Annotated in this window: 12 protein-coding genes and 1 tRNA gene; 4 read left to right on the top strand and 9 right to left on the bottom strand. The window is 55.5% G+C overall.

The features are described from left to right. Nucleotides 1-306: 306 nt before the first annotated feature. A complete protein-coding gene (uvrB, locus tag WG622_RS08110) occupies nucleotides 307-2,478 on the bottom strand; it encodes an excinuclease ABC subunit UvrB (protein WP_339403132.1) in 2,172 nt (723 codons plus the stop codon). Nucleotides 2,479-3,023: 545 nt separating this feature from the next. On the opposite strand from uvrB, the gene WG622_RS08105 reads away from it, so the two are divergent. Continuing rightward, nucleotides 3,024-3,335: an ETC complex I subunit gene (locus WG622_RS08105; RefSeq protein ID WP_209355604.1), complete on the top strand. Its 312-nt coding sequence runs from the start codon at nucleotides 3,024-3,026 to the stop codon at nucleotides 3,333-3,335. A gap of 3 nt (nucleotides 3,336-3,338) precedes the next feature. On the opposite strand, the gene WG622_RS08100 is transcribed toward WG622_RS08105, so the two are convergent. Next, nucleotides 3,339-3,800 carry a MarR family winged helix-turn-helix transcriptional regulator gene (locus WG622_RS08100; protein WP_339403131.1) on the bottom strand — a complete coding sequence of 154 codons (462 nt, stop codon included), beginning with the start codon at nucleotides 3,798-3,800 and terminating at the stop codon, nucleotides 3,339-3,341. 209 nt (nucleotides 3,801-4,009) lie between these two features. Here WG622_RS08100 and WG622_RS08095 point away from each other — a divergent pair. Further along, a tRNA-Arg gene (locus WG622_RS08095) sits at nucleotides 4,010-4,086 on the top strand. A 180-nt stretch (nucleotides 4,087-4,266) separates the two neighbouring features. Here the strand turns inward: WG622_RS08095 and WG622_RS08090 are convergent. From WG622_RS08090 to WG622_RS08075, 4 genes are read right to left on the bottom strand one after another with little or no spacing between them, the layout of a single operon-like run. Continuing rightward, a complete protein-coding gene (locus WG622_RS08090) occupies nucleotides 4,267-5,277 on the bottom strand; it encodes a glycosyltransferase family 4 protein (protein ID WP_339403130.1) in 1,011 nt (336 codons plus the stop codon). Continuing rightward, on the bottom strand, nucleotides 5,270-6,310 hold the full coding sequence (locus tag WG622_RS08085; protein WP_339403129.1) for a glycosyltransferase family 2 protein: 1,041 nt from the start codon (nucleotides 6,308-6,310) through the stop codon (nucleotides 5,270-5,272). The genes WG622_RS08090 and WG622_RS08085 overlap by 8 nt, the downstream gene beginning before the upstream one ends. Before the next feature lie 11 nt (nucleotides 6,311-6,321). Further along, a complete protein-coding gene (locus tag WG622_RS08080; RefSeq protein WP_339403128.1) occupies nucleotides 6,322-7,239 on the bottom strand; it encodes a glycosyltransferase family 2 protein in 918 nt (305 codons plus the stop codon). Nucleotides 7,240-7,241: 2 nt separating this feature from the next. After that, nucleotides 7,242-8,474 carry an oligosaccharide flippase family protein gene (locus WG622_RS08075; RefSeq protein WP_339403127.1) on the bottom strand — a complete coding sequence of 411 codons (1,233 nt, stop codon included), beginning with the start codon at nucleotides 8,472-8,474 and terminating at the stop codon, nucleotides 7,242-7,244. A 193-nt stretch (nucleotides 8,475-8,667) separates the two neighbouring features. Here WG622_RS08075 and WG622_RS08070 point away from each other — a divergent pair, with 193 nt between their 5' ends. Next, nucleotides 8,668-9,867: a polysaccharide biosynthesis/export family protein gene (locus WG622_RS08070; RefSeq protein ID WP_209355610.1), complete on the top strand. Its 1,200-nt coding sequence runs from the start codon at nucleotides 8,668-8,670 to the stop codon at nucleotides 9,865-9,867. On the opposite strand, the gene WG622_RS08065 is transcribed toward WG622_RS08070, so the two are convergent. The 3 genes from WG622_RS08065 to WG622_RS08055 form a co-directional block, all read right to left on the bottom strand. Beyond that, entirely contained in the window at nucleotides 9,864-12,332 is a 2,469-nt protein-coding gene (locus WG622_RS08065; protein ID WP_339403126.1) for an ATP-binding protein, read from the bottom strand. The genes WG622_RS08070 and WG622_RS08065 overlap by 4 nt on opposite strands. A 36-nt stretch (nucleotides 12,333-12,368) precedes the next feature. Further along, entirely contained in the window at nucleotides 12,369-12,857 is a 489-nt protein-coding gene (locus tag WG622_RS08060; RefSeq protein WP_339403125.1) for a putative pterin-binding protein, read from the bottom strand. Between the two features lie 99 nt (nucleotides 12,858-12,956). Then, on the bottom strand, nucleotides 12,957-14,327 hold the full coding sequence (locus WG622_RS08055; protein WP_339403124.1) for a WecB/TagA/CpsF family glycosyltransferase: 1,371 nt from the start codon (nucleotides 14,325-14,327) through the stop codon (nucleotides 12,957-12,959). 261 nt (nucleotides 14,328-14,588) lie between these two features. Between WG622_RS08055 and WG622_RS08050 the strand changes: the two genes are divergently transcribed. Beyond that, nucleotides 14,589-15,203 (top strand): response regulator transcription factor, encoded by a 615-nt coding sequence (locus WG622_RS08050; RefSeq protein WP_339403123.1) that lies wholly within the window; start codon nucleotides 14,589-14,591, stop codon nucleotides 15,201-15,203. The last annotated feature ends 85 nt before the right edge of the window (nucleotides 15,204-15,288 follow it).

Raw genomic sequence — 15,288 nt, 5'->3', positions numbered from 1 at the left:
TTGTTCGATTATGGAAATTATAGTTTACCTAATGTGGATAAATTGCGGATTTGAGTCCAAAAATTGGAATGTGGATAAGTCAATTTGGCAGCGTATTTGCCGCTCAAAGCGGTCATTCTCTGACCGAAATTCGAGGTATCTTTGAGGGGAATTTGGCTTCGGTTTTGGTGCTCTTTTTGAAAGAACCCGAGTGTCGTTGGTCTCAATTGGACAAATGTTCAAAATTTCATGAACTTAAGACGCGTTCTTTATAGATTAATGGGCTGTAGCCTCTGAAAACCAAGCAAAGCGGGCACAAAGGACGTGCTAACGCCCGCGTCGCTTCACATTCCCGCCACGCTGACCAGGGCGGCCCGCGGTTGATCGCCCTTTGGTCGCCGCATCCGCCGCAGCATCAATCGCGGATTGCCGTGCAAGAGGGTCGTCCGCGACGGCCAGATCCACCGCCTCAAGACGCTTTACTTCGTCGCGAAGTCGCGCGGCTTCTTCGAACTCAAGGTTCTCGGCAGCCTTGCGCATCTCTTCGCGCAGGCCCTGCAGGTGGGCTTCCAGATTGGCCCCATGCATCGGCTTGTCGATGGTGGCTGTTACGCGGTTCATGTCGGTGTCGCCCTGATAGAGCCCCGCCAGAACATCTTCGACGTTCTTTTTGACCGTCGCGGGCGTGATGCCGTGTTCTTCGTTATAGGCGATCTGCTTTTCGCGACGGCGCTCGGTTTCCTTCAGCGCGCGCTCCATCGAGCCGGTGATCCGGTCGGCATACATGATGACACGCCCGTCTGCGTTCCGCGCGGCGCGGCCGATGGTCTGGATCAGAGAGGTTTCCGAGCGCAGGAAGCCTTCTTTGTCTGCATCCAGAATGGCTACCAATCCACATTCAGGAATGTCCAAACCCTCGCGCAGAAGGTTGATCCCGATCAAAACGTCAAAGGCCCCAAGACGCAGGTCGCGCAGGATCTCGATCCGCTCGAGCGTGTCGATGTCGCTGTGCATGTAGCGCACTTTGATGCCCTGTTCATGCAGGTATTCGGTGAGGTCCTCGGCCATGCGCTTGGTGAGCGTCGTCACCAAGGTGCGGAACCCGTTGGCGGTGACTTTGCGTACTTCGTCCAGCAGATCATCGACCTGCATCTCGACAGGGCGGATTTCGACCTCCGGATCCAAGAGGCCGGTCGGGCGGATCACCTGTTCAGTAAAGACGCCGCCGGATTGCTCCAGCTCCCAATTGGCGGGGGTGGCCGAGACAAACACCGACTGCGGGCGCATGGCGTCCCATTCCTCGAACTTCAGAGGGCGGTTGTCCATACACGAGGGCAGGCGGAACCCATGCTCGGCCAGCGTGAACTTGCGCCGATGGTCGCCTCGATACATGCCGCCGATCTGAGGCACAGAGACGTGGCTTTCATCAGCAAAGACAATCGCGTTGTCGGGGATGAACTCAAACAGGGTGGGGGGCGGCTCACCCGGCGCACGGCCCGTCAGATAGCGTGAATAGTTCTCGATCCCGTTGCAAAAGCCCTGCGCCTCAAGCATCTCGAGGTCAAAATTGGTACGTTGTTCCAGACGCTGTGCTTCCAGAAGCTTTCCATCATCCACCAATTGATCAAGCCGGATCTTGAGCTCTTTTTTGATGTTTAGAATGGCTTGGTTCAGCGTCGGCTTTGGCGTCACATAGTGGGAATTCGCATAGACGCGGATCTTTTCAAACGTATCCGTCTTTTCGCCGGTGAGCGGGTCGAATTCCGTAATCCCCTCAAGCTCTTCGCCGAAGAAAGACAGGCGCCAGGCGCGATCCTCTAGGTGGGCCGGAAAGATCTCGAGGCTGTCACCCCGTACGCGGAAGGAACCGCGCTGGAACGCCTGATCATTGCGCCGGTACTGTTGCGCCACCAGATCCGCCATGACCTGTCGCTGATCATAGTCTTGGCCCACAATCAGATCCTGCGTCATCGCGGAATAAGTCTCCACCGAGCCGATGCCGTAGATGCAGCTGACCGAGGCCACGATGATCACATCGTCCCGCTCTAGCAAAGCGCGGGTCGCAGAGTGACGCATCCGGTCGATCTGTTCGTTAATCTGGCTTTCTTTTTCGATATAAGTGTCAGACCGGGGAACATAGGCTTCTGGCTGATAGTAGTCGTAGAACGAAACGAAATATTCGACCGAGTTCTCGGGAAAGAAGCCTTTGAATTCGCCATAAAGCTGGGCCGCAAGCGTTTTGTTGGGTGCCAGAATAATCGCGGGGCGCTGCGTTTCCTCTATGACCTTCGCCATCGTGAACGTCTTGCCGGTGCCGGTTGCGCCCAACAGGACTTGATCGCGCTCTCCGTCGAAAACACCTTGGCTCAGCTCTGCAATCGCCGTGGGTTGGTCGCCAGCAGGGTCAAATTCCGTCGCCATGACAAAGCGTTTGCCGCCCTCGAGCTTTTCTCGCGGAGCGTTTTGGACGGGCGTGCTGTCGGAATTGGCGTAAGGCAATTTGCGCTCCTATTCTTGGGCCCTAATGTGCGATCTTTACGGTCAGGTGCAAGCCTGCTGTCAAACTTACAACAGGTTAGCGCTAAATTCCTGTCGGTTTTTGACAGTAAAGGGGCGGTTTTCTGGTGGTGACAGAATGTCGCAGTTTGGGTGGGAGACGACTGCAAAACGATGTGCGTTTACCTAGCGTAAAGCACAGAACCTACTGGTCTTACTTAGAAAATGTCAATTGTTGTACATTTGTACAAATGCGCCGGTGATCTTGGTCGGGAAATACCTCGCAAAAACAAAGTGATATTCCGTAAGTTTTTTTCGCATCCTTCTGTTGCACATAATTTGCAATGACACGTATATTTCTTGAGCAAGCAGCGCTTGGTTGCTGCTCGGTTCACATTTACCCCTCGCTCCCCGTGGACTGGACGGCAACCAAGTCTAACCTTTCCCCCCAAAATTCACCGACGTCGACTGGCTGCAATCTCGCGCTTTTCTCCCTTGCTCGAAAGCCAATATTTCGGGATAAAGCGCTCAGGACGAAGGAGCCCGAAATGATCGCACGTATCTATCAGCCTGCCCGCAATGCCATGACTTCTGGCACTGCAAATACCAAAACATGGGTGCTGGAATTTGCGCAGGCCTCAAGCCGCGACATTGATCCATTGATGGGCTGGACCGGATCTGACGACACGCAGTCTCAGGTGAAAATGACCTTTGCGTCCAAAGAGGCCGCGCTTGACTATGCCAAAGACCACGGCATCGAAGTTCAAGTGACAGATCCCCACAAGCGCAAGCCCAACATCCGCGCGCGTGGCTATGGCGAAAATTTCGCGCCAGATCGCCGTGCACCTTGGACACACTAAGCCTTATTTGACGTCGTCCTTAAGGATCCGCGTCAGCGCGCGGTCCAAACCGTCGAGATCATCTCCCAAACGGGCTTCAAAGTCCTTTTGCAAGGCGATCACCATTGGGATGAGCTCAGCCATCAGCGCTTCGCCATCCTCAGTGAGTTCGATATGAACAAGGCGACGGTCCATTGTGTCCGCGCGTTTCGTTAACAAGCCGCGGTCTTTAAGCCGGTCGGCTGCGCGGCTGACCTTGGACTTCTCCATGGTCACACGGGCTTCAATATCCCGAACCGAGGCTTTGCCTTCTTTCATTAAATGCGCAAGCACGCGCCATTCCGGAATCGAAAGACCGAATTTCTCGCGATAGATCGCCGCGACCTCTTCGCTGAAGGCGCGCGCAGCAACAGCAAGGCGGTACGGAATGAAATCCGCGATGTCAAAATTCGTGGCGCTGATGCCCTGATTTTCCTGATCTGTCATGGTTTTTCGCGGTGCCCGTAAGCATCCTCCCTCCGCAATTGGCACGGTCTTCGCACGAAACGCACAATTTTTCAAATCAAGGGCGACGTCCCAATCTGTGTCTGCGAATGACGGTTTCTCAAGGCTTTGAAACTTCCGTTAAAACTTTGGGCGCCGTGGACAAGAGGTGGTTTGACAAATCGCTATCAAGCGGCGAAACACATCTCAGCGGTCCCTTAGCTCAACTGGATAGAGCAGCTGACTTCTAATCAGCAGGTTGAGGGTTCGAGTCCTTCAGGGATCGCCAGTACAACAAAAATTCTTGAACGTTTTGTCGTTGAACCCTGAGAAAATGGGTTCGGAGGCCAATTTCGGGTGTATTTCGCTAGGGCATATTCTTTAAAACCCTGAGCCGCGAATTCTGACGGGATCGGCGCAAGTGCATGGCTCGCGGCTCAAGGTTATTCCAATGTTGGCAATGCTTCAGCTACGCAGCCACAGGCAGTTCCTTTACCAAGCTGCGCGCGATCAAGCCTTCCCAGTTGCGTTCAAAGACACCCGCGACACGTTCTGACAGACGGGCTTGCGAGTCTGGGATCTTGCTTAGATCCGCGGTCAGGCTGGCATCGATAGCCCGCGTCCAATCCGCAACGGTGTTGCGCGCGACGCGATGCGCGCCGTCTTCGAGTTGATCGCAAAGCCCATCCACAGGGGCCACCAAGGTCCGGCGACGCGCGGCGAGTGCTTCTTGCGCAACCAGCCCATAGGCTTCCCACCGAGAAGGTAGCAAGACGGCCTGCACCTCTGACATAGCGCGGACGGGGTCCGGGGCGTGGCCTTCCAATGTGATGCGCGGGTCGATCTGAGCCATGCGTTCCAATTCCTCGTGCTGACCACCGCGCCCAAAAATACGCAGACGCGCGTCAGGTTCCTGGCACTGGCTGAACGCCATGATCAGCGTATCAAACCCCTTCTGAGGTTCCAGCCGCCCGATGGCCCCAAACACGCGACAAGGGCCTGTGGGAGCCTCGAGCGCTGCGAAAGCCGAGAGATCCACGGCCGAGCGAATGACACAAGACCGTTCCGCGGCCACAAGATCACGTGTGACCAGCCAGCTGTATTGTGCGCGGCTGACGCCGACCACAGTGTCAAACAGCGAATAGGCCGTGCGCAGCAGGGAAAAGAACCTTTCACGTTTGGCCACATTCAGGGCCGTGAAACTTTGGGTATAGCTATGCTCGACATGAATCAGCGAAATGTTGGGATGTTTGGCGCGAAGGGCAATCAATCCCGCCAAGCCACGCCAACTGATAGTCAAATGCGAGACGATCAAATCCGCCTCAATCACCGGCACGTCGGCGGTGTTCTTGGGGATGACACGAATTTCGTGATGCGCTTGATTTGCCAACCGCTGCGAGTTGCAGATATGGGTCACGACGCGAGTTACGCCGCCTGTGGTAGTGTCGTCCAGCAGATGTACAATACGTGGTTTACTCATAATGATCTCCCTTAAGGATGGGTTGAAAAGGGGACTGCGAACTCTGTCGCAGTGTAGGCACATTGGCCTTAACAAGCGCTTTCTGCGCGGGGGCGGAAACTTTGAAGAGCGAGGCCACCGGAGCCGCCAAAATCGTGACGCCCGACTTGATGGGTTCGGCCCAAAGCGGCTCGTAAGACTGTGACCAAGCCCGTTTCAGATAGGCGCGTGCGGTTTTGCCATCGCCATTGCTGATGGCACGGCGCGCCAGATACCGCAGTTGGTAGGCGCGTGCCGCAGGTTCGTGGCGGGCGAAAAAAGCCGGGTGAAGGCTGCGATGCTTTGCAATCACATTTTCCCAGGAGTCCAATTGGCGCTCGGTCTTGGCAGAGAGCCCGTCGCCCGCGACCCGATAATACGTCAGCAGACCCCGGATGCCTTCAAAATCCCAATCGGTCAGAAGCGCGATGCGCAGCCAGCATTCGATGTCCTCGGACTGGCGGAAGGTCTCGTCGAAATAGGAAAAGGCGGAATAAGCCTCGTGATGGACATAGGCGATGTCATCAAACACCGCGCGACGAATGACAGCGGAGGAGCCATTTCCAATCGGGTTGCGCTTCAGAATATGGGCCGCTGTCACGCCGCGCAGCCTTGGGGATTGTTTGACCGACAAAAGACGACCCTCGGCGTCGATCATCTGAGAGCCCGCATAGCTCACGCCGACATTCGGATTGCGATCAAGGTGGCGAATATGGCGACGCAGCTTGTCAGGGTGCCAGAGGTCGTCGGCATCGCAGAAACCGATGAATTCACCGCTGGACTCGGCAATCCCTCGATTGCGCGCGCCGGAAAGGCCTCGGTTGGCCTGTTGGATATACCAAAACCGGCGATCGTCTAGGAATTGCTCGGCGACCTGTTTGGTATTGTCGGTAGAGCCGTCATCCACGATGATGACCTCAAAGTCCTGATAGGTTTGGGCCTGCAGAGAGGTCAGCGTGGCACCAAGGGTTGCGGCGACGTTGAAAGCAGGGACGACGATGGTTGCGCGATACATGTTGGCCTCGATTACTTAGAGAAAATTTTGCGTTGAACGGGTGCCGGCAGCAGCGGCGCGGCAAAGGCCGCAATCGCAGTGGCTGCACCGCGACGAAGTGGAAAGAGAAAACCGCGTGGACTCTTCAGCAGGCCTTGCAGAGCCAGCCCGCGCGCCACGCCACGCCCCTGATCCAGACGCAGCGCGCGGCGGGCCAGATAGCGTAGATAGACGGCTTCTTGCGCGGCATTGGGGGTAAATCCAAAGCGTGCAGCGGTGGTAAGTGCCAAATCCCGGGAATGCGCCATCCTGCGCAGATCGGCCGACAAACCGCCTGTCGAGGTGCGATACCAGACGAGCAGGCGATCAATCGGTTGAATAGTCGCGCCCATTCCGACAATGCGGATCAACCATTCCAGGTCTTCGTTGTGAACGAGGCCTTCGGCAAAACCACCGCAACGTTCAAAGACTGCGCGCCGCACTGCGATATTGCTCATGGTGCAGACGGGATTCTCGCCCATTAACTCTGGGATCGAAAGTTCCGATTTGCCGACAGTGGACGTCGTATCGATATCCCCAAATCTTTGGAAAAAGGCGATCTGGCCGTAGACTCCGTCGATGCGGCTGTCAGAGAATGCTTTGTCCAAAATGCTCAGTTTGGTTTCGACCCACAGATCGTCCGCGTCACAAAAACACAAGATTGTCCCCCGCGCGGCCTCGACACCGCGATTACGTGCGACGCTGGGGCCGGCATTGTCCTGCCGGATCAACTGGATCCGCGCGTCCGCCATCGCCCAACTTTGAAGTCGCTGCACGGTGCCATCGCTGGACCCGTCATCGACACAGATCAGCTCCCATTCCCAACGGGTTTGTGCGACCACGGCGGCGATTGTCGCATCCACCGTATTCACAGCATTGAAACAAGGCATGATGATCGAAAACTTTGGCATGTTTAAATCTCCTGAATTGGCTTGCTGAGGGACGGCAAAAATAGGGGGGCACTGGCCAGCAACAGGACAGCCGATGTGGTGACCAGGTAACCGGTTGCCATCGCGGTCAACCCCATGGGTGCGGTTACGACGGCGGACAGGGTAAGCATCAGAACAAGCAGCGCATCGACACCCAATTCGATCTCTGGCTGCCCTCTCAGGCGTAGGCGTGCGGCCGCAACGGTCCAGAGCGTCAGGGGCAGAGCACAAAGACAGAGGATCGAGACCGCGGGTACCACGTCGGCCCAGCTGTCTCCCAGCAAGAGCGGCACGTAAGTTGGAGCCAACAGCGCTTGTGCGATTATGAATGGGGAAATGACGATCAGGCTTAGGATCCCCGATTGGCGAGCATCCACGTCCAGACGCAGGCTTTGGCTTAGGTGGGAAAAGGCAATTTTCGCAAGTGCCGAGGCATAGGATGTGGCGATGTTCAGACCAGCATTGAAGGCCATGAAATAAAGCCCCAGTCCCTCGGCACCCAGCAAAGCTCCAACGATCAGCTTGTCAGAATGCATGCGCATCGCTTTGACCGCTTCAACACCCAAAACTGGCAGGCCATAGCGGACAAACGGGGCGATAGGCTCTGGCGTCACAGCCGCGCATTTGCGCCAAGGACGCAGGCGGCGCACCGCGATCAGCCAGATAGGCGCGGTCAACACACGAGGCAGGATCAATACAATGGGCGAGGGCAGAACAATGGCCAAGAGAATGGTCAGGACGTTCGCGCTGACAATCTGAACGCCTGCAATGGTGGCCACTTGGGGATGTCTGCCCTCGCGCATGGCCAAGGCGACCTGCACCTGTCCCCCTGGCATGAAAAGATATTCCAAAGCGGCAACGGCCACGAGGCCCGCGATCACCGGAAATCCGCATGCAAACAGCACGGCAGCCAGTCCGATTTGGAACGCAATCAGCGCCATGGCCCACCGCCAGAAAATCCAATGGGCGCGGGCGGCTGTCGCTTCCAGCTCGTTATCGCTCGCCGCGATAATTCGTTGCCCGACGCCATTTTCTGTCAACGCCTTGATGGTTTCGCAAATCGCGAAGGCAGCAGCCGCGAGGCCAACCTGCTCGGGCGCAAGCATGCGAGCGATCACGACAACAACGAAAAGGCGAGAGATCTTGGCAACCATTTCTGAGGCGCCATAGGACATAAGTCCTTTCAAATACGCTTTGTGAACCGCGGATACTTGCACTTGACACCTCTTGTGATTGCCTCTTCACTTTAGAGGGAGTGCGTGCGCTAAAAGGCTCCGCAAACGGTCAATGTTTGTCACACAAGCAGCAACGCCAACCCATTGGGATAGGTGCGTTCGCCAGAGTAGTTGAAGGGTGTGTGGAGGTTTCTTCGTTAATGTTAAGAGTATGTTCACTATTGGGATTTGATCAGTGATTAACGGATTTAAACAGGCTGTCTCTGCGCTGACACTCATCGCAGTAGCGGGCTGCGCCACCGTGCGTACCCCATACAATGTAGAACCCGTCAGTAGAGGCCACGCTTATCAAGCGCAGTATCGAGAGATCACCACGCCGCAGGACAATCGGTTCCTACGATCTGTTGAAATGAACCAAGTGCCGTGTTTGCCCCTACGCGGCGGTATCGCGGGCAAGAGCATCGCGATTGAAACGCTGCTCGGAGAGAAACTGACGCGGAACGACCTGCTGGATGTGCGTATTGGCACCGACGAAGAATTGTCCGGTAAATATGTGATTTCGCGTGACGGCACACTGAAGGTGCCGTTTATGCCTTCAATACAAGCGCAGGGTCGCTCGGGTCCGGAAATAGAACGCGCTCTGGCCAAAGCGTTGGAGCAAACGGGTCTCTATGACACCGCACCGCCGATCTCTGTGCGTGTGGCTGACTTTGCCTCTGTCAGCGTTGGCGTGTCAGGCGCGGTCTTTGAACCCCATCAGGTCGAAATCGGCGGGGTAGGGGACACAATCGACACCAACCGAGCCCAAGCGCTGGGAGCCTCGACTGAGGCACGCAATCTCTCTGCTGCGCTGCGCAACGCAGGTGGCATTCGGCCCGACGCAGATATCTCTGCAGTCGAACTGCGACGTGGGGGTAAACTCTACAAAATCGACATGCGCGGCGTCTTTGAAGGGCGCAATATGGTGGATGTCATGCTTTTGACCGGAGATCAGGTCTTTGTGCCGTCGCGCCAGTGTTTCCAGGACGATCTGATGCGCCCCAGCCCGATCAGCCCGCCTGGTGTGTCTTTGTTCCTGTCCAACCTGACGCAACCCGCGACGGGCAACGCGCCTTCTGCCATCGGACGCACGGTGCGAGAGATCCCCTATGGTACGCGCCACATGCAAGCAGTGATCGACACGAACTGTGTGGGGGGGGCGAGGACGACCAGCGCACATCGCTCGGCGATCCTTATGTCGCGCAATCCTGTTACAGGCGTCTCTGTGGTAATCGAGAGAGATATCGAGGACATGCTGCGGCGCGCGGATCGGGATGATTATGATCCCTACATGCTACCCGGCGACGGGATCGCCTGTTATGACAGTACCGTCACAAACGTTGCAGAAGCCGCGCGTGTTCTTGGGATGTTGGCAGTGGGTGCGGCGCTGAACTAAAGCGTCGCGCGCGTTTCTGTCCAAACTTCAACCAGCTCCGTGAGATACATTTCCACGTCGCCTCGTTTGGCGGCGTTCTCAGATTTGCGGAGCGCGTCCTGAAACGCCTTGGCGCCAAACATCGCTGCCGTGCTGATAAGTTTGTGACAATGATGCTCGACATCCCCTGGCGGTGTGTCTCCAGCCTTGATCCATTCGATCAATTTGTCCGCCTCATCGCGGAACCGTGCCAGGAAAGCGTCATAGTTGTCGCCCAAAAGGTCGCGGGCTTCGTTCGTTGGAAGCTGCGCCGATGAGCCTTTCATCATAGGGCGCACATGACCAACCATAACCGCTTGCAGAGCTGAACGAAGCTCTTCCATCTGGATCGGCTTGCCGATGAAGCCATCCATGCCGTTCTGCAAGAAACGGTCCTTGTCTTCGGGCAGAACATTGGCGGAAAAGGCCAGGATCGGTGTGGTTTTGGTAGCCTCGATCTCTGAACGCATCTTTTGCGTGGCCGTCAGCCCGTCCATGCGGGGCATATTGATGTCCATCAAGATCACATCGAACACCTGATGCTGAACGGCCTCAAGAGCTCGCAGGCCATCCTCGGCCAGTGTCACCGTATGCCCTTCTTTCTCAAGCATTTTTTGCGCGACAAAGGCGTTCATGTCGTTGTCTTCTGCCAAAAGTATCCGCAGCCCAGGCATCGGCGCGTTCTTTTGGTCCGCCAGCTCTGTTTCGGCCGGAGCCTCGACGATCTGCAAAGGAACAGAGAACCAGAACACGCTGCCTTCACCCGGTGTACTTTCCAATCCAATCTCGCCCTTCAAGAGGTTTACCAAGCGCGTCGCAATACCCAAGCCCAAACCCGTGCCGCCAGTCGCTGGCCCTGCACTCTCAAAATCCTCAAAGATCCGCTGCTGATCAGCTTCGGCGATACCAACCCCTGTATCGATGACGCGAAACTCGATTGATGTGTCATGAGTTTCGATCTCGATCTCTACGCGACCGCCTTTTGTGAATTTGATCGCATTGCCAACAAGGTTCAAAAGGATCTGCTCAATGTGATTTCGGTCAGATCGCATCCAGTCCACTGGGGTCCCAAGAAAGCGCCAGCTCAGCGTGGTTTGGTGCCGTTCTGCAGGCCCGCTTTGTCCGTCAAGGATCTCTTGGACAAGCTGACCCACGTGGAAGCTGCTCGTCCTGACGGGCATCTTGCCGCTTTCAAACCGCGCCACGTCAAGAACCGAGTTCACGTGTTTCATCAACTGGCGCCCTGAGATCTCCATGTTGTCTTGATACTGCGACTGTTCGCGCGACAAGCGCGTGTCGCCAAGCAAGGTCAGATTGCCCAACAGACCGTTGAGCGGCGTCCGGATTTCATGGCTCATGACGGCGAGGAAGTCGGATTTCGCCTTCTCGCCGGCCAGTGCCAGGTCACGTGCCTCGCGGAGCTCTTCTTCGGTCCGCACACGCTCCGAAATATCACGTAGGAAGGCGATGATGATTTCTCCGTCCAGCGTTTGTGCGCTTTCCAAGGCCAATTCCACTGGGAACTCTGTCCCATCCGCACGGCAAGCCGAGATTTGAATGTGTCCATGTCCCACGAGCCGTTTTTCCCCGGTCGCCTGCATGCGCTCCATACCTTGTTGGTGGGCCGCGCGCATGCCGTGCGGCACAATCAAATCCCGGATCAGCTTGCCTTTGATGTCTTCGAGCTTATAGCCAAACGTGCGTTCCGCTGCGGCGTTGAAGTCGATCACATGCCCTAAGGAATCTGACACGATCACGCTGTCCAGAGACGTTTCCAAAATAGTCTCCATCCGTGCGTTCGCGCTGACCAAAGCATGGCTTTGTCTGCGCAATTGCCGGTTGGTAGTGCGTGAATAGAGCGTTAAAATCGCAAGCAATACCAGCAACATGCCCGACGCTGCGGACAGCTCCAGCATCGTGTTCGCGAGCCGATTGCGTAGCAAATCGGACTGTTCGGCAAAATACCCGAGCCCAGAGATATATAGCGCGCGAACCGATGGCCTTAGAGCAAGCGTTTTGTCCAAGATGCTCGGTAGGCTAGACACCAAATGAGCATCCGAGCTGTCCATGATATTCGCGGTGCTATCCAGGAAAGCCTGGATCCGGTCCGTCGCATCGCCGAACTTTTTCTCAACCCGAGCATCATTGAAAAGTCGCCCCTCGGATACGATAGAAAGGCGGCTATAGAAAACGTCGAAATCCTTGCGCAGATCGGAAAGATTTGGGGTTGCCGCGCCGACCTGATTTTCAAGCGTCAACGCAAAATCCAGAAACTCGATTTCGACTTGCGAAAGCGTCCATTGCACTGTGTCGCGCTTTGCCGACCTGAGTTCGCTGAGATCGCGCGCAACCGACCCCGCAAGGAAAATAATCACAGCCAGACACGCGACGGCTGCACTAAAGAAAATCAGCTGCGCGGCACGAAAATTGCCATCAAGTTTGGTCACGATATAACTTTCTGCCCAAGCTTTCGCCTGATGCAATTACTCTTGGATCTGGATCTTATTAAGCTGCCAAATGCTGCGAGAGTAAATCGTTTCTGTGCGGAATTTTGCATCGCTGTCGAAAGGATAAACAACCCACAAGGGGCCTTTGTCTCGGCGGGACATTGTTTCACCATTCATCAAATATGCAACGATAGGGCCGCCATCAACGGCGTCGCTCGCCGGAATGGTGATCGAGTAATCGTTGATCGCGGTTGCCTGGATCGTGTTCCCCTCAGCATCAAGATGCTGCAAAAGATCGCTCAACAAAACACCAGTGAACTGGTGGACCCCATCGGTCCAGAGGGTAGACGTCTCAATCTCTGTCGCTCCCAAAACTTTGAGATCTTGCAGCGTAAAACATGTCACTTTGGTGGTAGTGGCTTGCAGGATATGATCATCGGATGAACATTCCATGGCATGTGCCGACACCGGCACATTAAGCGTGAGTGTGGTTAAAAGTGCCCAAAGTGAATGTTTAAAACGCATCTATGCCTCCATCTGGTGGGCACATAGTGGCAGAAAATTTCAGCCTTGCTCTGCCTCGAGAGAATAGAGACCTATCCGACTGGGTAGGTCTCTCTTTTCTTAGTAGGCACCTCGCCCGGTCAGGACAGCACGCAGGGTGAGTCCAATGATCATAATGTCCAGCATAGCTGAGCGTGATCGCGCATAGGCCAGATCCATTTCGACCATCTGATCAAAGCCAATGTCGGCGCGGCCCGAAACTTGCCACAGGCCGGTTAGGCCAGGCTTTGTACCAAGGCGTTTTTTGGCATGGTCCGAGTAGGCGGCAACTTCGCTCGGCAGGCCAGGGCGTGGCCCCACGATGGACATGTTGCCTAGTAAGACGTTGAAAATCTGAGGCAATTCATCAATCGAATAGCGGCGCAAAAACCGTCCGATCCGTGTGATGCGGGGGTCATCTTTGGCTTTGAAGCAGACGCCGGCGCGGTCGGACTGTGCTTCAAGCGCCTTCCGTCTCTGCTCTGCGTCCGCATACATTGACCGGAACTTGTATATCGTGAAATGACGCCCGTTTTGCCCAACACGCGTCTGGCTGAAGACCGGATTGCCCCGGCTCTCTATCCGAATGGCAAGAGTGATCGCGAGAAATACCGGTGCCAACAAGAGAAGCGCGGTCAAACTCAGGCAAAAATCCATTGCACGCTTGGCACTGTCACGCAGGGTGATTTGCTTCATTTGCGCGATAGCGACCCGTGCCAAGAACGTTACATTGCCAATCAAATACCGTCCCGCAAGGCGCCGAGGCTCCATAGCCAGCCGCCAGACCCACTCCATACGCGCTTCACGCATAAACGCGGGTGCCCGCGAAACATTGCCAGCCCAGAAGTCCAAAAGAGCACCAACACCCATTGCCAGCCGAACATTCAAATCTTTGAAGTGGCGGTCAATCCACAGCTCTTGCAGGGGCACGCCCAAGGCCACCAGCAAAATATCGGCGCCGGAGGCGTTGATGTCTTCGACAGCTCCAACAAGCCCGCCGAAACCATCGCGTGTTCCTGCAATCTGAAGGTCTGGGAATTGCATCGAGAGTCTTTGAGCCGCACGCTCTGCGGTTCCGGTCTCTCCGCCAAGCAAGTAGACCCGCAAGCCTTTTTCCGCGGCCATCCGCATCAGGTGCGGACCAAGGTCGGTTCCATTTAGATTTTCTTTCAGTGGAGCGGACGCAACCTTTGAAGCGATTTCAATTCCGATGCCATCGGGTAAGATTAGATCAGAGCGGTGTAGAGCGTGTGCATAGTCTTCGGATCGCGATGCCACGTTCATGCAGTGCGCGTTCATGAATGCTACGCGACGACGACCTGGGGCGACGAGGGCTTGCACAACCTCCGACGTGGTGGCGTTTACCATGTCAAAGCCCAGGACATGCGATGTCTCTAGTTCCGGCTTCACCGTTACCTGAGAAAAAATTTCGTCCGCTCTGTAGTGTTTCATTCCACTTCTCCGAGTTGGTCACTGGGGTAAGCATGGTAATTTCGATGGGAGAACACCTCAGCAAAGATGGACAACAAAACGGATTTTTGTGAACTTTGTCGCCCAGTGGGGAACAATGATCTATTCGTTAATCTTGGGCCCTATCCCATTGGATGAAGGCGTTAACCACATTTTACACCTTCTTGCTCCAAAAATGAGCCACATTTATACACGATAGGACAGAAGGCCTACTTCCTAGTTTGGTTAACAAGGACTTTAAGTATGAGAATTCTAATTGCTGACGACCACGATCTGCTGCGCGACTCTTTGGTGGCATTCATGCAGGCCGAGGGAAACATCGACACGGATACAGCTGCAAACCTCGATGAGGCTTGCGCGTTGATTGACGGGCATTACACCTACGATCTGGTGCTGCTCGACTACAATATGCCAGGTATGAACGGACTCGAGGGCCTGAAGACAGCGGCTGATCGCAATGGCGTGCACCGCGTTGCTCTGATGTCGGGCGAAGCCAGCCGCGAGATTGCTGAGCAGGCGCTTGAGATGGGTGCTATCGGCTTCATCCCCAAGACGCTGCCAGCGAAATCCCTGGTGAACGCGATCAAATTCATGGCCATGGGTGAAAAATACGCGCCTCTGGACTTTATGACTGCAGAGCCAGAGCCAAACAATCACCCGCTTCTCAAGTCGCTGACGGATCGAGAAACGCAGGTGCTTAAGGGCCTGACCGAAGGCAAATCCAACAAGGAAATCGCCCGCGACCTAGAGCTGTCAGAGCCAACAGTGAAGCTCCATGTGAAAACGCTCTATCATAAAATTGACGTGTCTAATCGCACGCAGGCCGCGATGGTCGCACGCGATCAGGGCGTCTTTTAAGCCAAACGGATAGGGGCGACCCAAACGCCCCTCTTTCCCTCCTTTTTCTCCCCAGAAAACAAACGCTTGGTGGTGCAATCTGCTC

The sequence above is a fragment of the Cognatishimia coralii genome (genome assembly GCF_037478305.1).
GTDB classification, from domain to species: domain Bacteria; phylum Pseudomonadota; class Alphaproteobacteria; order Rhodobacterales; family Rhodobacteraceae; genus Cognatishimia; species Cognatishimia coralii.
Note: the sequence above shows the minus strand (reverse complement) of the source record. Positions and strands in the feature narration are given on the sequence as shown.